Below are 19,519 nucleotides of genomic sequence, written 5' to 3'. Positions count from 1 at the left end.
CATCACACTGAGCATCCTCATCAATCCGAAGCGTGGACATCGGAGGGTTCGCGACCGGCCTGCTGCTCGCGGACGACCGCCGCGAACTCCTGGAAACCCGGCACGCGCTCCTCGGTGAGCAGCTCGTAGACACCGGCCCGGACCGCGTCGAGCTGACCGCCGGCGAGCAGCCCGGCGCGCGCCTCCGAGATCTGCTTCAGAGCGCCCGCGGCGTCACCGGACAGCAGCAGGGCCAGCGCGCGGATCTCCAAAAGATCATGATCCGGGTACGGCCGCCGCGCCCAGCAGACGGCGAAATCCCGCACGACGGCATCGGCCTGGACCACGGCCGTGTCCCGGTCACCCCGGACCGCGGCGATCGCGGCCAGCCGGATCCGGGCCGCCACAGCGAGGACCGGCTCCTGCTGCAGAACCGCGTCGTACCGCTTCACGATCTCCTCGTACGCGTCGTCGCGCCTCTCCGCGATCGCACCGCGCAGCAGCACGTCGGCGGCGCCGGTGAGCAGCCGCCAGTCGTCGCCGCAGCTCTCGATCGCCTGCCGGTACGTCTCCTCGGCCGTCGCGTAGTTGCCCCGCCACACGTACGCCCGGCCCAGACCGTCACCGGCCGCGACCAGCTTCGGGTCGGCGACCAGCGCCTGCCGGTACGCCTCCACCGCCTCCTCGCAGGCCCGCTGGCCGAGGTGGACGTCGCCGAGCGTCACCAGCGGGTAGACCTGGCGCGGCTGCAGATCCCGGGCGGCCCGGACCGCGGTGAGCGCGTCCGCCGGACGCCGCTGGGCCAGAGCGATGCGCGCCAGCCCGTCGTGGGCGTACGCGGCCGCCGCCACGTCCTCACCGGCCGTCTCGACGACCCGGCGGTAGTGGCCGGCGGCCTCGTCGTAGTCGCGCATCCGCTCGCAGGCGTCACCGAGGCCGTTGCGGGCGAACAGCGCACCGCCGTCGATGCGCAACGCCGCCCGGTTCTGCGCCGCGGCGCCGCCGAAGTCACCGGCGGCCATCAGCACGTTCGCGATGCCGTGCGGCGCGTACGCGTCCTCCGGGTTGATCGCCAGCGCTTCCTCGTGCGCCTCCCGGGCGGAGTCCAGGTCGCCCAGGGCGAGATAGGCCTTGCCCATCCCGTCGTAGGCGTACGAGTTGGCCGGGTCCAGCCACAGCGCCTCACCGTGGGCGTCGCGCGAGTCCGCGTACGCGCCGGCCCGGAAGTAGGCGTCACCGAGCCGGTTCCAGGCCCACGGCTCCTCGGGGTTCTCGTCCGCTGCCACCTGCAGACTCTCCAGCTCGACACCGCTGCCGTCGTCCAGCGCGCGTGCCGCCTCGGCCCGGCCGTCCCAGGCCGCCGCGTCCCGCGGGTTGCGCCGCACCGCCTGGTCGAACGCCCTCGCGGCCTCCCGCGGCTCCTGCGTGCGCAGCAGCAGGAAACCCAGACCGCGCCAGACGTACGACGCCGACGGGTCCTCGTCGAGCGCCCTCTCCAGCACCTCGCGGGCCCGATGCAGGTCGCCCTGTTTCAGGTAGGTCTCCCCCAGGCTGGCCAGCGTGTACGGCTCGTCCTTGCGCAGCGTGAGCGCCTTCTCGTGGGCCGCGATCGCCTCGTCGAACCGTCCGAGGGCGGCGTACGCCTCGCCGAGACCGTTCCAGGCCTCCGCGAACCCGGCGTCGAGCCGCAGCGCCGTGCGATGGTGGTCGAGCGCCTCCCCGAACCGGCCGCGGCGGGTCTGCAGGTTGCCGAGCCCGTGCCACGGGTGGGCGGCCCGGGGGTCGAGAGCGATCGCGACCCGGTATTCCCGCTCCGCGGCGGCCCAGCGGTGCTGCTGAAGGTAGGCGTTGCCGAGCCCGGTGTGCGGCGTAGCCACCTTCCGCTGCAGGTCGATGGCGCGCTGATAGGCCTGGATCGCACCGGTGTAGTCGGCGAGCTCGACGTAGGTGTTGCCGAGCCCGTTCCAGGCGGCGATGTCCCACTCCGCCTTCAGCGCCCTGGTCCGCGCGATCGCCGGGCGCAGGCTGGTCGCGAGCAGGAACGTCTCCTTCGCCTCGGCGAACCGATGCTGCTCGAAATAGACCATGCCGAGCGCGGTGCAGACGCTCGCGTCGGTCGCCACCGCACAGTGGGCACGCGTCAGCAGCTTCTCGGCCAGCATCAGGTCACCGCCGCCCAGGCAACTGATGCCGAGGTTGTAGAGCAGGCCGCGGATGTAGGTGTTCCGGTCGTCGGCGACCGGGATGCGGCCGACCGCCGACACCGCCGCCGCGAATTCCTCCGGGCTCTGCGTCTGATGGAACTCCTGATAGTGCTCCATCGCCCGGGTCAGGCCGTCGAACCCGGGCCGGCTGACGCCACGGTAGCCGGGCGACAGCTCGTACGCGATCCGCACGGCCGCGGCGGTCACCACCTCGGTGAGGTCCGAACCGCGGGCGACGAACGACTTCCCCGCCCGGCGCGGCCGGCGCAGGTGCACGCTGAGCAGCAGTGATCCCTCGTTCCGGCACAGCCTGCCGGTGATGACGACCCCGGCCTTCGGCAGCGGCCACAACTGCTTCACCGCCATCAGCATCGACCCGAGGGGCAGGCTCGTCCCGGCGATGTCCACGGTCCCGATGGCCGCCACCGCGTCGGCCCGCCCGCTCGGCGCCAGCGGCGCCCGCACGGCGGCAGCCATGATCTCGCGCCGGCTCAGCACCGCGGGCTGCAGGCTCACGAAGGTCGCGGTGGTCGCCTCCCGGCGGGCCTGCGGGGAGCCGGCGGCGTGCACCGAGACGATCTGCTGCAGCTCGCCGGCGACCGCCTGCGCCACGAAGGCGCCGTCGAACTCCGGCTCGCCGGTGGCGTTCTCGAAGGCGAGGCCGACCGGCTGGGAGAGCCAGACGAGCAGCCCGCCGGCGAAGAGCAACAGCAGCAGCAGACCGCCGACCTGGAGGATGGCGAAGCCGGCGTCGCGCAGCTGGATGAGCTCGTCGCGACGTGGCTCCTCGACGAAGAACACGAGCGCGGCGAGCAGCGCGACGCCCAGCAGGAGCAGGACCGTCGCCCGGAACGACAGTCCGCGACGCGCCTGGAGAAGGATGCTCCGCTCCGGGTTCATGACACCTGTCGACGCTGTCAGAACGGCCGCGGCCACCCAATGGCGTTGCTCTTGATCCGACAGCGCCGGATTCACACGGGCGGGGCGTTGTAACGGGCGCGCACGAAGTCGCCCAGCCGGACGGCGAACTGCTCGATCGTGGCGGCGGCCGCGTGCCGGGAGTCCCAGACCGCCACCAGGCGGATGCTGAGGCGCCGTTCATGGAGGTCGATGGCGAGCGGTGCCAGGTCGAAGCGGGGGTCGTCGGTCACGACGGCGATGCCCCGGCCCGCTGCGGCAAGGGCCTGGGCGACAGTGCCGTTCGCCGCCTCGACGAGGGAGGCGGGAGAGGGCAAGGCGGCCACCGCCGTGTCGAAGGCCTGCCGGGCGGTCGACGAGCGGGGCAGGACGATCAGCGGCTCATCGAGCAGCTCCGCCACGGTGACCCCGGACCGGCCCGCCCACCGGTGCGACGGCGGCACGTAGGCCCACACCGGCAGCACGGCCAGCGCCTGCGACCGGAAGGGATCACCGGCGACGACGGTGCTGATCGCCAGGTCGGCACCGAGGCGCAGCGTCTCGGCCGGGGAGAGGCCGTCGGCGCCGAGCACGTCGACCATCGGGTCGTCGGTTTCCAGGCCCGCGATGAACGGCGCCACCACGTCGGTGAGCGTCACCGTGGGAGCGCCGATGGTCAGCCGGTCGAGGCGGCCCTGCGCGTAGAAGACGGCGGCGGCGCGCAGCGCTCCGGCCCGCTCCAGCACGTCCCGGGCCAGCGGCAGCAGGGTCCGGCCGGCCGGTGACAGCAGCAGCCTGCGTCCGACCAGGTCGAACAGGTCGACGCCCAATGACCGTTCCAGCTGGCGCAGCTGCCGGGACAGCGACGGCTGCGTGACGTGCAGCCGGGTGGCGGCCGCGCTGACCGTGCCGGCCTCGGCGATCGCCACGAAGTAGCGGAGGTGCCGCAACTCCACCTATGCCTCCGAGGCATTCGAATCTTGCTCAATGAGTGTTGGACGAGCATAGGTCACGCGTCCGAGACTCCGGGGATGAACAACCCTGGACCCCGCTCCCGCGCGCTGATGGAGCGCAAGAAGTCAGCGGTCGCCGACGGCGTCGGCACCACCATGCCGGTCTTCGCCGCGACGGCGAGCGGCGGCATCGTCGTGGACGTCGACGGCAACGAACTCATCGACCTCGGCTCCGGCATCGCTGTGACGACCGTCGGCGCCAGCCACCCGCGCGTGGTGCGGGCGGTGACCGAGCAGGTCGCGGCGTTCACCCACACCTGCTTCATGGTCACGCCCTACGAGGGGTACGTGCGGGTCGCCGAGAAGCTCAACGAGCTCACGCCGGGCGACCACGACAAGCGGACCGCGCTGTTCAACTCCGGCGCCGAGGCCGTCGAGAACGCCGTGAAGATCGCCCGGGCGTACACCCGCAAGGACGCCGTCGTGGTGTTCGACCACGCCTACCACGGGCGGACCAACCTGACGCTCGCGATGACGGCGAAGAACAAGCCGTACAAGAACGGGTTCGGGCCGTTCGCCCCGGAGATCTACCGGGCGCCGCTGTCCTACCCCTACCGCGACGGCGGCCTGGACGGCGCGACCGCGGCGGCGCGGGCCGTCGACCAGATCGAGAAGCAGGTCGGCGCGGAGAACCTGGCGGCGCTGGTGATCGAGCCGATCCAGGGTGAGGGTGGTTTCATCGAGCCGGCGCCCGGGTTCCTGCCGGCCCTCGCGGCGTGGTGCCGGGCCAGTGGCGTCGTCTTCGTGGCCGACGAGGTGCAGACCGGCTTCGCCCGTACCGGTGATCTCTTCGCCTGTGAGCGGGAGGGCGTCGTACCGGATCTGATCGTCACGGCGAAAGGGATCGCCGGTGGCCTGCCGCTCTCCGCGGTCACCGGCCGCGCCGAGATCATGAACGCGGCGCACGAGGGCGGCCTCGGTGGCACCTACGGCGGCAACCCGATCGCCTGCGCCGCCGCTCTGGCCGCGATCGAGGTCATCGAGGAGGAGGGTCTCGTCGCCCGGGCCGCGAAGATCGAGAGCCTGATCAAGGAGCGCCTGTCGCGCTTGGCGGACCAAGACCTGCGTCTGGGAGATGTACGAGGACGCGGCGCCATGATCGCCGTGGAGCTGGTCCGGGCCGGCAGCACCGAACCCGACCCCCGGCTCGCCCGTGACGTCGCCCGGTTCGCCCACCAGGCCGGCGTCATCGTGCTGACCTGCGGAACCTACGGCAACGTGCTGCGGTTCCTGCCTCCGCTCACCATCACCGACGAGCAGCTCAACGCCGCGTTCGACATCCTCGCCGACGCCCTGGAGGCGACCCGATGACCACCTTCCCCGTGATCGACCCGGCCACTCTGCAGACCATCGCCGAGGTTCCGGACCAGGGACTCGACGAGGCTCGCCGGGCCGTCGACGCCGCCCACGCCGCGTTCTCCGCCTGGTCCAGGACCGCGCCCCGGCGCAGGTCGGAGATCCTTCATCGTACGTTCGAACTGATGCTGCGCGACCGTGACGACCTCGCGACGCTGATCGCCTCGGAGAACGGCAAGTCGCTCACCGACGCGGCCGGCGAGGTCACCTACGCGGCCGAGTTCTTCCGGTGGTTCGCCGAGGAGGCGGTGCGGCCGGGCGGCGACTACGGCGAAGCTCCCGCGGGAGGCGCCCGTACCCTTGTCGGGCACCGGCCGGTCGGCGTCGCCGCGCTGGTGACCCCCTGGAACTTCCCGGCCGCGATGATCACCCGCAAGATCGGACCGGCGCTCGCCGCGGGCTGCACCGCGGTCGTCAAACCGGCCGCCGAGACCCCGCTCACCGCCCTGAGGATCGCCGGACTGCTGACCGAGGCCGGACTGCCGGACGGCGTCGTCACCATGGTCACCACGACCGACGCGTCCGGTGTGGTCGGAGCGTGGCTCGCCGACGAACGGGTCCGTAAGATCTCCTTCACCGGCAGCACCGGAGTGGCCCGGGTCCTGCTTCGGCAGGCCGCCGACCGGGTCGTGAACTCCTCGATGGAGCTCGGCGGCAACGCGCCGTTCGTGGTCACCGAGGACGCCGACCTGGACGCCGCCGTGGCGGGCGCGATGATCGCCAAATTCCGCAACGGCGGGCAGGCGTGCACCGCGGCGAACCGCTTCTTCGTGCACGCCGACGTCGCCGACGCGTTCGTGGCGAAGTTCGGCGCCGCCGTCGAGAAGCTGACGGTCGGCCCGGCCGCCGACGGGTGCGCGATCGGGCCCCTCATCAGCGCGGCCGCGGTGCAGCGGGTCACCCGTACCGTCACGCAATTGATCGAAGCCGGCGCCCGGATCACTCACCGTGCCCCCGTCCCGGACGCGGCCGGGCACTTCTATCCGCCGACCGTGCTGATGGACGCGCCCAACCTGCCGGAGGAGATCTTCGGGCCGGTCGCGCCGATCAGCACCTGGACCGACGAAACGGCGCTGCTCGACGCGGTCAACGCGACCGAGTACGGGCTGGCCGCCTACGTGTTCGCCGGCGACCTGCGCCGTGCCATCCGGATCGGCGAGGCCATCGACGCCGGCATGATCGGCATCAACCGGGGCCTGGTGTCGGATCCGTCGGCGCCGTTCGGTGGCGTGAAACAGAGCGGTCTCGGCCGGGAGGGCGCGCGGGACGGGCTGCGCGAATTCCAGGAGACGCAGTACTTGAGCGTCGACTGGCCCTGAGTCTTCGCTCTTCGGCCGGGACAACCCGACCGCACCCGCAATGACATCAATTGAATCCTGGTGAGGACCCGCAGCCGGCCGAAAGGAGAGCGTCCCCCTAGAAGAAAGAGGCCCTCCATGCGTGTCGCCCGCGTCTGTGCCGCCGTCCTGGCATCCTCGCTGCTGATGGGCACGCTCGGCACGGCCTCCCCCGCTCAGGCCGCCACCGGCGCCGTCACCACGACGGCGCCGGCCACCCTGTCCGGCCGGATGGCGCTGGTGAAGACGGCGAAGAGCATCAACTACTACCCGTCCGACGCCGGCTGGTCGGCGATGTGGACCGGCTTCGACGCCGCCCGCATCGACCAGGACCTGGCCCGGGCCGCCTCGCTCGGCGCCGACAACGTGCGCGTCATCGTCTTCCCGGAGACGTTCGGCTTCCCCGCGCCGTCGTCGGTCTACGCCGAGCGGCTGCGCAAATTCATCAGCATCGCCGGCTCGCACGGGCTCACCGTGAAGCTCACCCTCTTCGACTGGTGGGCCGGCTACGCCAACGTCGCCGGCAGCGTCGCCTGGGCCAAAGCGATCATCGCGCCGTACGCCGCCGACCCTCAGGTGATCGCCGTCGAGCTGAAGAACGAGTTCCAGGTCTCCGACCCGGCCGCCGTCACCTGGATCCGCCAGGTCATCCCGGCGATCCGGGCCGCCGCGCCCACCATGCCGCTCACCCTCTCGGTCGACGGCGGCACCGGCGCCGCCGGCATGGCGAAGATCAAGTCGTCGCTGGCCTCGACGCCGCTCGACTACTACGACTTCCACTTCTACGGGAACTCGGAGCGCTCCCTCGCCGAGATCCGCAAAGCCCAGGCCGCCGTCGCGCCGTCGCCCGTCGTCATCGGCGAGACCGGTGTCAGCACCCTCAACGGTGACGGCGAGCAGGCCGCGTACTTCGCCCGCGTCTTCCGTGCCGCCAAGGAGGCCGGCGTGGGCTCGGTCGCGCCGTGGACGCTCAACGACTTCTCCGACAACGCCATCCCGTCGAACTCGACCGTGTCGACGATCCCGGCGCAGTACCGGTTCGGGCTCTTCCGGGCGGACGGCACCCCGAAGCTCGCCGCCTCCGTCGTCCGGACCGCGTGGACGACCGGCACCATGCCCAACAGCGTCCTCAACCTCAGCTTCGAAGCACCGGCCGGGGATTCGCCGTGGCGCCAGAACCTGCCCCAGGCCGGCGCCGCGGTGATCAGCACCGACATGCCCCGCAACGGCCGGTTCTCGGCTCGCTTCGCCGGCACCACCCGTACGTCCGCCGGCCTGCCCTCCCTCGTCACCTCGCCGATCACTCCGGTGCAGCCGGGCTACAAGTGGCGGGCCGAGGCGTACGCCCGCGGCGTCAACGCGACCGGCACCACGGAGATGGCGCTGAGCTGGTTCGACGCCAACGGCAAGTGGCTGAGCCAGAACACCTCCAACCGCCTCCCGTCCGGCAACACCACGTGGACGAAGCTGGTCATCGAGACGGTGGCCCCGGCGAACGCCGCAGGAGTCCAGCTACACCTCAAGTCAGGCGACAACACCGGCACCGTCTGGTTCGACGACGTAGCCATCTCCTGACCCCGCCCTCCCTCTCCCCCGCGCTCCCCCTCCCCGCGCTCCCCCTTCCTCGCCCTCGCCCTTCCTCGCCCTCGCCCTTCCTCGCCCTCGCCCTTCCTCGCCCTCGCCCTCTCCTCGCCCTGCCCTCGCCGCGATCTTGGAAAGCCACAACCGACCTCCCACAGCGCCCGCCGCCGAAGCCACGGGCGCTGAGCGCACACACAACCTCGAGCACGGGCGCTGAGCGCACACACGACCTCGAAACACGGGCGGCGACCGCACACGCGTCATCTTTGTGTGCGGTCGCCGCCCCCATGACGGCGGCAAACGCACGCAAAACCCGGCCGTGTGCGTTCACCGGCCCCAATCGACGGCGGTCAACGCGCGCAAAAGCCAGCCGCGTGCGCTCACCGCCCCCATGACGGCGGCAGACGGACGCGAAAGCCAGCCGTGTGCGTTCACCGGCCCCAATCGACGGCGGTCAACGCACGCAAAAGCCAGCCGCGTGCGCTCACCGCCCCCATGACGGCGGCAGACGGACGCGAAACCCGGCCGCGTGCACTCACCGCCCCAATCGACGGCGGCGAACGCAGGCAGAACCCGGCCGCGTGCGGTCATCGCCCTCACAGTGACGGCAAACGCACACCCACCCGCCCTTTGTGTGCGCCGATTGCCCCGCGACGGCGGTGAGCGCACACGGCCGAAGCCAGCGCGCCGAGAGTCAGGAACTCATGACGGCCGAGGAACCAACAGCGGCTTCGGTCCACGTCACCAGGTGGCGCAGGGGCTGCGGCAGCGTGCGGCGGAACTGGTCGGACAGGCGAGCGCGGTCGCGCGGGTTCAACGTGTCGAAGACCAGCGCGTCGAGGCCGGTGGCGAGGAACAGGCCGGCCAGCATCAGGTCGGCGATGTCGAGCGGCTGGTTGTAGGAGAGCTGCGTGCGGATCCGGATGGCCGGCTGGCCGGGGCTGCGCGGGTCGTCGAAGACCAGGGACGTGTTGGTGCTGAGCAGACGCCGCTTGGTCTCGCGGCGCAGGACGCCGGCGAAGAGGAGGCGGTGTTCGACCAGGCCGGTGGCGAAGCCGGCGAGGTAAGGGATCCACTGCCGCAGGTCGTGCGGGCCGGGTGTCTCGGCGAGGCGGCGCAGCACGGCAGAGGCCGCCTGGTCGCCGGTCGGCTGCGGGTCGACGACCTGGAAGGTGGTGTCGCTGATCAGTTGGATGCGGCGCCAGAACATCAGCTCGCCGAGCAGGCCCGCACCCAGTCCGACGCCGAGGACGCGCTCGGAGAGCAGGGCACGCCCGCCGATGCCGTCGTGCGCGGCCAGGTAGAAGTCGGAAGCGGGAGGGAGCTGCTGCGGCGATGTCATGGCATTCCAGCCCTCGGGTCGACAGCGGCGAATGCCCGACCGTATAGGCGCAGGGTTGCCACCAGGTTAATGGCCCGATCTGGCAGCATCACCTCATGTGACACAGCCTGTATTTCGTTCCGATGTGACGGTCAGCCTGGTGCGCAGCGCGGCCGGTGACGCCGACGTGCTGTTCGCGGCGCGGGTGTCGACGGCCGGTGAGGCGTCGCTCGAGGAACTGTCGAAGGACCCGGAGAAGTCGACCGGCCTGATCAACTATCTGATGCGGGACCGGCACGGCACGCCGTTCGAGCACAACTCGATGACCTTCCTGATCCAGGCGCCCATTTTCGTTTTCCGTGAGTTCCACCGGCATCGGGCCGGCTGGTCGTACAACGAGGAGAGCGGCCGGTACCGCGAATTGCAGCCGGTCTTCTACACCCCGGCGCCGGATCGCAAACTCGTGCAGCACGGCCGTCCGGGCAAATACGAGTTCAGCGAGGGCACCGAGGCGCAGCACCAGCAGACGGTCGAGGCCATGGAGACGGCCTACCGGAAGTGCTATGAGGCGTACCAGGAAATGCTCGCGGCAGGAATCGCGCGCGAGGTGGCCCGGGCGGTTCTGCCGGTCGGTCTTTTCTCTTCCATGTACGCCACGTGTAACGCTCGCTCACTCATGCATTTTCTGTCACTTCGCACCAAGAAGGAGAATGCGAAGGTCCCGTCGTTCCCGCAACGCGAGATCGAGATGGTGGCCGAGCAGATGGAGGCGCAGTGGGCGGCGCTGATGCCCCTGACCCACGCCGCTTTCGAGAAGCACGGCCGGGTGGCGCCTTAGGAACCGCCGCGGGGATAGAGCAGATACGGCTTGCGACGGCGATCGAAAGCGGACAGGTCGTCCTGCCAGGAGGAGACGACCTCGGCCAGGGAAGCGCCCGCGTCGATCATCGTGCGCGGGCTGTCGGAGCCGAAGAGCAGGTCGGCGAAGGGCGGACGGCCGGGGTTGTCGTCCCGCCAGGCGAAGCCCGGCCGTTTCCGCGCCTCGATCAGCATCGCCACGGCGGCGCGGATCGGGTCGAAGACGGCCGGGTCGGTCACCCGCACTTCGAGGCCGCCGCAGAGCCGGTCGGCGAACTTGCCGGCCACCGGGACGAAGTAGGCCTCCCGCAGCGCGGTGCCGGGCAGGTCGTGCGCGGCCACCGCGTCACGCCAGCGGTGATCGAGGTCCGGGCTGCCGATCAGCTCGAACGGCCGGGTCGTGCCGCGGCCCTCGGAGATCGACGCGACGCCCTCGAACAGGCAGGTCCCCGGGTAGACCAGGGCGGTGTCCGGCGTCGGCATGTTGGGGCTGGGCATCACCCACGGTACGTCGGTGCCGGCGGCGAACAGGCTGCCGTGCCAGCCTTGGCACTCCACGATCCGCAGGTCGACGGGCGCCGGCAGGAACTCGCTGTTGAAGAAGCGGGCCAGTTCGCCGACCGTCATGCCGTGCTGCTGGACGATCTCCTTGAGTCCCACGCCGGAGGTGAACGCGGGTTTCAGCATCGGGCCGAGCGCGCGCCCGCCGATCGGATTCGGACGGTCGAGGACGACGTAGCGCAATTTCAGCGAGGCCGCGGCGGCCATCGAGTCGTGCAGCGTCCAGATGTAGGTGTAGAACCGCGCTCCCACATCCTGGATGTCGAAGACCACGGTCCGGACCCCGGCCTCGCGGAGAAGAGCAACCCACCGATCGTGGGTCACGCGGTAGGCGTCGTACACGGTCAGGCCGGTACGAGCGTCGACACCGGAATAGCCGCCGACCCGCTGCGAACCGCGGAATCCGTGCTCCGGCCCGAAGATGCCGCCGATCCGCACGCCGGCCCCGTGCATCAGGTCGACGAGATGCCGGTATTCACGGTCCACGGCGGTCAGATTCGACACGACGCCGACGGTCTCTCCCCGTACGGATGCGAAATCCTCAGCCACCAGGCAGTCCATCCCGGTACGCACCGAGGCGCGCATGGGCGCCGAAAAAGCCGGAAGAGCCGAAAGAGCGGAAGCAGGCTGCGGGAAGGCAGCGGCCGCACCGGCAGCCGCAAGAAGAGTCCGGCGTCGCATACCGATCTCCTACCGCCCGTCCCCACCCCACAGGGCCGTTTCCGACCACCGTTCCCACCGGGGAATGACTGACTTCTCGGGATACGGCACCGCGACCCGGATGCGAGGGCGAAGGTGAGGAGATGAAACGCATTCTGTCCATCGCCGTGGCTGCCGCCGCCGTGTCCATGCCCGCGGCACCCGCCGCCGCGGCTCCCGGCCCGGACTACTGCACCGAGAACCCGAGTTCCGAGTTCTGCACTCCGGCGAACATCGAACTCTGCGGCGCCTATCCGGGTGGCTCGTACTGCCCGCCGGAGACGAAGCCGGCGACAAAGCCGGCGACGGGGCCCCTGACAGAGCCGGCGACGGCGCCCGCGACCACCCAGCCGGGGCCGGTGACGAAGGGGTACCCCGACCAGATCTACGACGACTGGTTCACCCAGTGGACGAAGACCGGCGATCTGCCGAAGACCACGAAGAAGAAGCCGAAGAGGAACAGGCTCGACGGGTGGCCGAGCGAGATGACGCTGGATCCGCAGGACCCCAGGTGCGCGTGGCCGAAAGCGTGGCGCCCGTACCAGATCTGCGAGACCGACCTGGCCGACCAGCCGGTGATGGGACCGGGCGCCCCGTGAACGACGGCGAGGGCCGGACCGGGAAGTCCGGCCCCCGCCTGTCGTCAGCTCAGGGCGTAGGCCCTGATCACGGTCTGGCTGACCGTGTTGCCGTGTGAGTCGGCTGCGAAGGCGCGCAGGGAGACGAAGCCCTTGCCCTTCGGGTGCTTGACCGTGGCGACCGAGCCCTTGAGCGGGGCCTTCTGCCAGGTCTTGCCGTCGTTGAAGGAGACCTCCACCTTCAGCGACTTGATCTTGCCGACCTTGACGTCCGGCTGGTGCTCGACGATGACCGGGATGCCGAAGCTACGGCCGGAAGGCGCGGCGTTCGCCGCGGACAGCGGTGGCGCGAACCGGACCGTGTGCAGCGGCAACCTCTGGAAGTCCTCGCCGGCCACGTGCCCGGACTTGAACGTCCACACACCACGCACGTCGGTGGAGAGCGTGTGCGGCGCGCCCCGGGTGGCCGAGGCCTCCAGGCGGTACGCGGCCCGTCCCGGCGGCACCTCGGTGTCGATGCCCTCGCCGACGAGAGTGCCGTTGCGGTAGAGCTTCGTCTCGTACGAAGCCTGGTAGGCGAAGCCGGGGTGCCCGGCGCCGTCACCGTGCAGCGGCACGTTCGCGATGATCAGGTCACCCTGGCGGGTCACCCAGTACGGGTCGAACGGCGGCTGCGTGACGTTCGGGCCGAAGACGCCGCGGTTCCACTGCTGGTGGTACGTACGCCCGGCCTTGAACTTGGCGGGCGCGCTGATCGCCTCGTCGAGCCAGTCCGACCAGCCCTCCTCGTTCGGCGGCAGCTCCTGGTGGAACTCGCTGGACCACTTGACGTCCGGGTTGACGTACTCGGTGCGCCGGAACGGCAGGTCGAACGGGACCAGGCTGGTCCAGTAACCGCTCTCCTCGGAGAAGCGGGGCGAGTTGCCCTTCACACCGTGGACGCCGGTGGCCTCGACGCCGTAGGACGCCTTGATGACCGCCAGCTCGCGCAGCTTCGGCGCCTTGGTCAGCCCGTTGAACATCCGGCCGGGGTTGAAGTACGCCAGGTCGGTGGTGTACGGGCTGTTGTAGGCGCTCTCCTCGGCGTCGAGCCTCGCGAACGAGCCGTTGACCGAGCCGATGAAGAACGGCTTCGACACCTTCGACAGCGGTGCCGCGAAGATGGTGGTGAAGTCGAAGCCCACCAGGCTCGCGCCGTACCCGAGGTCGTCCAGGATCCAGTCCGCGTTGACGGCCGCCAGCAGGGTGCCGGCGTCCCGCTGCGGCGCGGTCACCTTGATCGGCTTCGCCGTGCGGGCGTCGATGGTCAGGGTGCGGTCCTCGGTCACCGACAACTCGGTCTCGGTCAGCATCGCCGTGTTCTCCTCGCCCTGGTAGACCCAGGAGAAGAGGCCGTAGCGGGCCTTCGGGACACGGATGGTGCTCGACCCGAAGACGTCGATGGCCGCGAACTCGTCGAGGCCGAGCAGCACGGTGAGGCTGTCCTCGCTGGGCTGCCCGTCACGGCCGATCACGTTCACCGTGAGGTTGTAGCTCTCCACCTCGTTGACGACGCCGAGCGCCGTCGACACCCGTACCCCCGAAGCGGCGACGGCCGTGAGGTAACCGCCCAGCTCGCCCTCCGGCAGGTTCTCGTCGGTGGTGGCGGTGACCGTGGTCGCCGCGGTGCCACCGGCCGGAACCGTCAGCGTGCTCGCCGCCACCGTGAACGGCGCGCCGGAGGTGGTCAGGGTGAGCGTGACGGGCGCGCTGCCGGCGTTGCGGTAGGTGACCGTCCGGGTGATCGGCTGGTCGTCGTCGTGCGGCCAGGCCTGAATGCCGAAGCTGGCGCTGCCCTCGTCGACGGTGACCGTCTGGGTGATCTGCCGGGACACGTCGACCCGGCCGGCGCCCTGGTCGAAGGCGTTCGTGTCCGGGGTGGGCTTCGCCGACGCGATCAGGGTGTTCTTGCGCAGCTTCGCCGACCAGTCCGGGTGCTGCTGGACCAGCAGCGCGGCGGCGCCGGCGACGTGCGGGGTCGCCATCGACGTGCCGGACAGGGCGACGTAGCCGTCAGCGGCCGGGTCACCGATGTCCCCGTTGGCGGCCTTCGCGGCGACGATGTCGACGCCCGGAGCGGTGATGTCCGGCTTGAGAGCGCCGTCCCCGGTCCGCGGTCCCTTGCTGGAGAAGTCCGCGACCTGGTCCTCGCGGTCGACGGCGCCGACCGACAGGGCCGAGTCGGCGGACGACGGCGAGCCGATGGTGCCCCGTTCGCCGGCGTTGCCGGCCGCGATCACGAAGAGCGTGTTCTTCGACGCGGTGAGGTCCTCGACGGCCTGTTCGAGCGGGTCGACCTCGGGGGTGTCGGTGCCGCCGAGGCTGAGGTTGACCACGGGCGCGCGGTCGGCCGCCCAGATCATGCCGGCCAGGATCGCCGACTCCTCACAGCCGAACGTCTCGCAGACCTTGCCGATCGCCAGCTTCGCACCCGGCGCGACACCCTTGTACTTGCCGCCCGACGCGGCGCCCGTTCCGGCGATCGTCGAGGCGACGTGGGTGCCGTGGCCGACGATGTCGTCGGTGCTCGGCTCGGTGGTGAAGTTCTCCGACGCCGCGATCTGACCGGCCAGGTCCGGGTGGGTGGCGTCGATGCCGGTGTCCAGCACGCCGACGGTCACGCCGGTGCCGTCGAACCCGGCCTGATAGGCGGCGGGCGCGCCGATCTGCGCCACGCTGCGGTCCAGATTCACCTGGCGGAGACCATCGAGCCAGATCTTCTGTACGCCTGCGTCAAGCGTGCGGGCGTTCGCGGAACCAGCGGTCAGCGACGACCAGATGCTCTTCCGGCCCTCCAGATCCGCACGCACGGCCAGAGTCCCGAGTGCCGACAGGTCACGGGTGACCCGCGCCTCCCCCGCCGTAAGCGCGGAGCGGACGCGTGACGCGCCGGCGTTCGGGTAGGAGACGAGCAGCGGAAGCTGGTTGTCCTTGGTCACCGCGGCGAGCGCGGTGACGTCGAACAGGCGCTTGTCGAGCTTGCCCTCGCGGAGCAGGTTGCGGGCGTCCGACGGCAGCACGTACCGGTGGTCGCCCTCGGTCCAGCTACTGAAGGTGATCTTGTCCCGGCCGGGGCCGGGCTGGACGGAGGTGCCGAGCACGCGGTCGCCGGTGATCAGGGTGACCGGCTTGCTTCGCTCGGAGCTCTGTCCGGTTTCTCCGATCTTCTCGCTAGCTGCCGCTGGAGCCGACATCAGCCCCAGGGCCAGGAGCGAACTGGTCATCAAGACAGGCAGTCTTCGATGCATGCGATGCCTCCCGTGCCGGGACCGTCCCGGCTCGGGATAGACACTTGCAGATGCGTGCAACGTCGTCCCCACGTGCGGCGGCCCGATCGTCTAGTCTCCGGCGAGACCAGGGGACGGACAGTGAAGGGCTCATGACCATTACGAACGAAGCTCCGGCCGAGGTGTCCAGCACCCCACGCTGGCGGGTGGCGCTGCGGGACGCCCTGCCGGCCATCGGTGTCTACGTCTTCCTGCGCCTGCTCAGCCTGGAGGTCATGGCGATCCTGGCCCGGTACGCCCACGCCCAGGACCCGGCCAAGCAGGTCTACCCGGACGGCACGATCAACCAGTGGCGCGGCTACACCTCGTCGATGGACGCGCTGATCTCCTGGGACGCCCGCTGGTACACCCTGATCGCCGGGGAGGGCGTCGGCGGGCCGGTCGGGGCGGTCGACGAGAACGGCGTGCCGTACCTCAATCGCCTGATGTTCTTCCCGCTCTATCCCTGGATCGCCCGCCCGCTGACGTTCCTGCCCGGCATCTCACCGGTCGCCGCCTGCCTGATCGTCTCGGCGATCTCGGCGATCGCCGCGGCGTGGGCTCTCTACCTGATCGGCCGGCACGTCCACGACCACCGGGTCGGGATCATGCTGGTCGCCGCGTGGGCGGTCGCACCGACGGCGATGACGCAGAACGGCGCGTTCTCCGAGTCGCTGTTCACGGCGCTCGCCGCCTGGGCGCTCTGGGCGCTGCTCACCGAACGCTGGCTGCTCGCCGGGGTCCTGGCCGGTCTCAGCGGACTGAGCAGGCCGACAGCGGCCGCGATCATCGGCGTGGTTGGGCTGGCCGCCGTCGTCGCCGCGATCCAGCGGAAAGGGGGCTGGCGGCCGTACGCCGCAATGGTCCTCGCCCCTCTGGGTTTGATCTCCTATGTCGCCTATGCCGGGAGCCGGGTCGGTGGCATCGGCGAGTATTTCGAGGTGCACAGCAACACGTTCGGCGCCTGGTGGGACTACGGCGAATCGACGACGAAGCTGGTCTGGGACGTGATGCTCGGCAACAGCGAGGACGCGGGCAAGCCGATCCGCGTGCTCAACGTGCTGGTGCTGTTCGGCTTCATCATCCTGCTGGCGATGCTGATCTCGAACAAGGCGCCGTGGGTGCTCTGGGTCTACGCGCTGGCCACCCTGGTCCTGGCGGCCGGCTCGCACGCGCACATCTCGATGATGAGCCGGCACCTGCTGCCCGCTTTCACGGTGCTGCTGGTGCCGGCCGTCGCGCTATCCAAGATCTCGAACCGGAACGCCGGGATCCTGCTCGTGACGCTGGCGATCCTCTCCGGCTGGTACGCCGGATGGCTGCCCTTCATCTCCGGTCAGGCTATTTGACCGGGGTTCGGCCGGCCCGGCCGGCCGCGGCGATCACCGGGTCGGTCTCGTCGTCGAACTGGCCGATCACCTGCTCCAGCAGGTCCTCCAGGGTGACCAGGCCGACCACCTGATCGTTCTCGGACACCAGCGCCAGCTGACTGCGCCGCTGACGCATCGTCGCGATCGCGTTCACGACGCTCGTGCCGGCGGCCAGCGGCAGCGGCGCGGTCATCATCGACCCGGCGGTCACCGGTTCGCCGTGACTGGTCGCCTTCGCCGCCTCCCGCACGTGCACCACACCGACGATGTCGCCGGCCGCGTCGGTCACCGCGAGCCGGGACCGGCCCGATTCGATGCTGCGCAGCTCCACCGCCCGGGCGTCCGCCGACGCGTCGACCGAGACGATCCGGCCGATCGGGACCATCACCTGACGCAGCTCGGTGGACTGCACCGCCAGCATCGCGGTGAGCAGCTCGTGCTCCGCGTCGGCGATGGTGCCGTGCTCCTTCGACGTCTGCAGCAGCATCCGCAGCTGCTCCGGGTTGTGCACCTGCGCCAGCTCGTCCTGCGGGGTCACCTTGACCAGCCGCAGACACGCGTTGGCGAGCCCGTTGAGCGCGGACAGCACCGGCCGCAGCACCGTGGTGAACCCGACGAACGGGATCGCCAGCAGCTGCGCCGAGGTCTCCGGGTGGCTGATGGCCCACGACTTCGGGGCCATCTCGCCGATCACCACGTGCAGGAAGCCGACCAGGGCGACGGCCAGGATGAAGGCGATGGCGTACGCGACACCCGCCGGCAGCCCGACGGTCGTGAAGACCGGCTCGAGCAGGTGGGCGACGGTCGGCTTGGCCAGTGCGCCCAGGCCCAGCGTGCACAGGGTGATGCCGAGCTGCGCACCGGCCAGCATCATCGACAGGCTGCGAGTGCCCGCCAGCGCCACCCGGGCGCCCCGGGAACCCTCGCCGGCGGCCTGCTCCAGGCGGTGCCGTTTCGCGGCGACGAGCGCGAACTCGGCCGCCACGAAGAAGCCGTTCAGCGCCAGCAGGACCAGAGAGATCAGCAGTGCCCAGGTGGTGCTCACGCGGACACCTCACGCTTCACGCTCAGGGCGATGCGGTCGGGCACGTGCCGGCGTACCGCCAGCACGGTCAGCCGGGCCACACCCTGCGGTTCTGGTTCGCCGTCCTCGTTGACGATCGGCGGCAGTTCCACGTCGACCACCTCGAGCGCGGACGGCAGGTGGCCGAGCCGCGCCAGGATCAGACCGGAGACCGTGTCGTACAGCTCGCCGTCGGGCAGCCGCACCCCGGTCGCCTCGGCGATCTCGTCGACCCGGGCCCGGCCCGGAATCGTCCAGGAACCGTCGGCGTCCTGCTCGATGACCGGTTCCGGCAGGTCGTCCTCGTCGTGGATCTCGCCGACCAGTTCCTCGGCGACGTCCTCCAGGGTGATGATGCCGGCGAAGCCGCCGTACTCGTCGACCACGATCGCCAGCTGCCGGTGCGCGGCCTTGAGCCGGTCCAGCACCTCGGGCAGGCGGGCCGACTCGGGTAGCGCCACGACGGCCGTGCACAGATCCCGGACGGTCGTGGTGGCGCGCTCAGCGGGCTCCAGCGTCACCACGTCGGCGATCGCGACCACGCCGATCACGTCGTCGACGTCGTCACCGATCACCGGGAACCGGGAGTGCCCGGTGTCCAGCAGCTCGACGACGCGCGACGCCGGCTCGGAGGCGTGGATCGTGGTCACGTCGACGCGGGGGCGCATCGCCTCGGCGGCCGTCCGCGTACGGAAATCAAGACCGTGATCCAGAAGCCGGGCCGCCCGCGGATCGAGCGAGCCGTGACTCCCGGCCGTCGCGATGATCCGATCCAGGTCCTCGCTGGTGGCGCCCTGCGGCAGCTCCTCGACCGGCTCGATGCCGACCGCGCGCAGCAGCCGGTTCGCCGTGGCGTCGAAGACCCGGATCAGCGGGCCCACCACCGTCAGGTAGATCATCGTCGACCGGGACAGCGCCTTCGCGAGAGTCTCCGGTTTGGCGATCGCCAGGTTCTTCGGGGCCAGCTCACCGAGGACCATCTGCACGACCGTCGCGAAGATCAGCGCGAACACCATGGAGATGGTCGTGCTGACCGCTTCCGGTACGCCGGTCGCGCCGAGCAGCTCGGCGGTCCCCTCACCCAGATAGGGCTCCGCCACGTAACCGGCGAGCAGGGCGGTCACCGTGATGCCGACCTGCGAACCGGACAGAACGAAAGAGAGCCGCTGGGTGACCTTGAGGGCCCGCTCGGCGGCGGCATCCCCCTCGTCGGCCATGGCCCGCAGCCGCTCCCGGTCCACGGCCACGTAGGCGAACTCCTGCGCCACGAAGTAGCCGGTGGCCGCGGTGAGCAGCACAATGATCACAACACCGATGAAGATCAGCACCGGGTCATCCCCGGCCTAGTACTACAACCGTCCGTCACAAATGGGAAAATTACCAGGTGCGGCTGAACG

General features: G+C 70.5%; 13 protein-coding genes. 6 read left to right on the top strand and 7 right to left on the bottom strand.

Annotation, left to right across the window (positions count from 1 at the left end):
- Positions 1 to 20: 20 nt before the first annotated feature.
- Both EP757_RS22105 and EP757_RS22100 read right to left on the bottom strand, forming a co-directional pair.
- Complete coding sequence (locus tag EP757_RS22105; protein ID WP_127548909.1) at positions 21 to 3,083, bottom strand: tetratricopeptide repeat protein; 3,063 nt, start codon at positions 3,081 to 3,083, stop codon at positions 21 to 23.
- Between the two features lie 71 nt (positions 3,084 to 3,154).
- Entirely contained in the window at positions 3,155 to 4,036 is an 882-nt protein-coding gene (locus tag EP757_RS22100) for a LysR family transcriptional regulator (RefSeq protein WP_127548907.1), read from the bottom strand.
- Between the two features lie 75 nt (positions 4,037 to 4,111).
- Here EP757_RS22100 and gabT point away from each other — a divergent pair, with 75 nt between their 5' ends.
- From gabT to EP757_RS22085, 3 genes are all read left to right on the top strand, one after another.
- The gene (gabT, locus tag EP757_RS22095; RefSeq protein ID WP_127548906.1) at positions 4,112 to 5,404 is read left to right on the top strand and encodes a 4-aminobutyrate--2-oxoglutarate transaminase; all 1,293 of its coding nucleotides are present in this window, start codon (positions 4,112 to 4,114) and stop codon (positions 5,402 to 5,404) included.
- Complete coding sequence (locus tag EP757_RS22090; protein WP_127548904.1) at positions 5,401 to 6,768, top strand: NAD-dependent succinate-semialdehyde dehydrogenase; 1,368 nt, start codon at positions 5,401 to 5,403, stop codon at positions 6,766 to 6,768. The genes gabT and EP757_RS22090 overlap by 4 nt, the downstream gene beginning before the upstream one ends.
- A 117-nt stretch (positions 6,769 to 6,885) precedes the next feature.
- Positions 6,886 to 8,361: a cellulase family glycosylhydrolase gene (locus tag EP757_RS22085; RefSeq protein WP_127548902.1), complete on the top strand. Its 1,476-nt coding sequence runs from the start codon at positions 6,886 to 6,888 to the stop codon at positions 8,359 to 8,361.
- A gap of 700 nt (positions 8,362 to 9,061) precedes the next feature.
- On the opposite strand, the gene EP757_RS22075 is transcribed toward EP757_RS22085, so the two are convergent.
- Entirely contained in the window at positions 9,062 to 9,709 is a 648-nt protein-coding gene (locus EP757_RS22075; RefSeq protein ID WP_127548900.1) for a GPP34 family phosphoprotein, read from the bottom strand.
- A gap of 124 nt (positions 9,710 to 9,833) precedes the next feature.
- Here EP757_RS22075 and thyX point away from each other — a divergent pair, with 124 nt between their 5' ends.
- Entirely contained in the window at positions 9,834 to 10,526 is a 693-nt protein-coding gene (gene thyX / locus EP757_RS22070; RefSeq protein WP_197725340.1) for an FAD-dependent thymidylate synthase, read from the top strand.
- Here the strand turns inward: thyX and EP757_RS22065 are convergent.
- Entirely contained in the window at positions 10,523 to 11,611 is a 1,089-nt protein-coding gene (locus EP757_RS22065) for an exo-beta-N-acetylmuramidase NamZ domain-containing protein (RefSeq protein WP_232049934.1), read from the bottom strand. The genes thyX and EP757_RS22065 overlap by 4 nt on opposite strands.
- Before the next feature lie 299 nt (positions 11,612 to 11,910).
- On the opposite strand from EP757_RS22065, the gene EP757_RS22060 reads away from it, so the two are divergent.
- Complete coding sequence (locus tag EP757_RS22060; protein ID WP_127548894.1) at positions 11,911 to 12,405, top strand: hypothetical protein; 495 nt, start codon at positions 11,911 to 11,913, stop codon at positions 12,403 to 12,405.
- Positions 12,406 to 12,449: 44 nt separating this feature from the next.
- Here the strand turns inward: EP757_RS22060 and EP757_RS22055 are convergent, their stop codons facing one another.
- Positions 12,450 to 15,647, bottom strand: a complete 3,198-nt coding sequence (locus tag EP757_RS22055) for a S8 family serine peptidase (protein WP_232049933.1) — start codon at positions 15,645 to 15,647, stop codon at positions 12,450 to 12,452.
- Between the two features lie 155 nt (positions 15,648 to 15,802).
- Here EP757_RS22055 and EP757_RS22050 point away from each other — a divergent pair, with 155 nt between their 5' ends.
- Complete coding sequence (locus tag EP757_RS22050; protein WP_127548892.1) at positions 15,803 to 17,038, top strand: glycosyltransferase family 39 protein; 1,236 nt, start codon at positions 15,803 to 15,805, stop codon at positions 17,036 to 17,038.
- Here the strand turns inward: EP757_RS22050 and EP757_RS22045 are convergent.
- Both EP757_RS22045 and EP757_RS22040 read right to left on the bottom strand, forming a co-directional pair.
- On the bottom strand, positions 17,031 to 18,104 hold the full coding sequence (locus tag EP757_RS22045; protein ID WP_127548890.1) for a hemolysin family protein: 1,074 nt from the start codon (positions 18,102 to 18,104) through the stop codon (positions 17,031 to 17,033). The genes EP757_RS22050 and EP757_RS22045 overlap by 8 nt on opposite strands.
- The gene (locus tag EP757_RS22040; RefSeq protein WP_127548888.1) at positions 18,101 to 19,450 is read right to left on the bottom strand and encodes a hemolysin family protein; all 1,350 of its coding nucleotides are present in this window, start codon (positions 19,448 to 19,450) and stop codon (positions 18,101 to 18,103) included. Before EP757_RS22040 ends, EP757_RS22045 begins: the two co-directional genes overlap by 4 nt.
- Between the last annotated feature and the right edge of the window lie 69 nt (positions 19,451 to 19,519).

This window comes from Actinoplanes sp. OR16 (genome assembly GCF_004001265.1).
Lineage (GTDB): Bacteria > Actinomycetota > Actinomycetes > Mycobacteriales > Micromonosporaceae > Actinoplanes.
Note: the sequence above shows the minus strand (reverse complement) of the source record. Positions and strands in the feature narration are given on the sequence as shown.

Excerpts from the sequence above, each read along its gene's own strand:
- EP757_RS22075 (WP_127548900.1), bottom strand. The coding sequence starts at position 9,709 with ATGACATCGCCGCAGCAGCTCCCTCCCGCTTCCGACTTCTACCTGGCC.
- EP757_RS22090 (WP_127548904.1), top strand. The coding sequence starts at position 5,401 with ATGACCACCTTCCCCGTGATCGACCCGGCCACTCTGCAGACCATCGCC.
- gabT (WP_127548906.1), top strand. The coding sequence starts at position 4,112 with ATGAACAACCCTGGACCCCGCTCCCGCGCGCTGATGGAGCGCAAGAAG.
- EP757_RS22085 (WP_127548902.1), top strand. The coding sequence starts at position 6,886 with ATGCGTGTCGCCCGCGTCTGTGCCGCCGTCCTGGCATCCTCGCTGCTG.
- EP757_RS22060 (WP_127548894.1), top strand. The coding sequence starts at position 11,911 with ATGAAACGCATTCTGTCCATCGCCGTGGCTGCCGCCGCCGTGTCCATG.
- EP757_RS22055 (WP_232049933.1), bottom strand. The coding sequence starts at position 15,647 with ATGACCAGTTCGCTCCTGGCCCTGGGGCTGATGTCGGCTCCAGCGGCA.
- EP757_RS22105 (WP_127548909.1), bottom strand. The coding sequence starts at position 3,083 with ATGAACCCGGAGCGGAGCATCCTTCTCCAGGCGCGTCGCGGACTGTCG.
- EP757_RS22050 (WP_127548892.1), top strand. The coding sequence starts at position 15,803 with ATGACCATTACGAACGAAGCTCCGGCCGAGGTGTCCAGCACCCCACGC.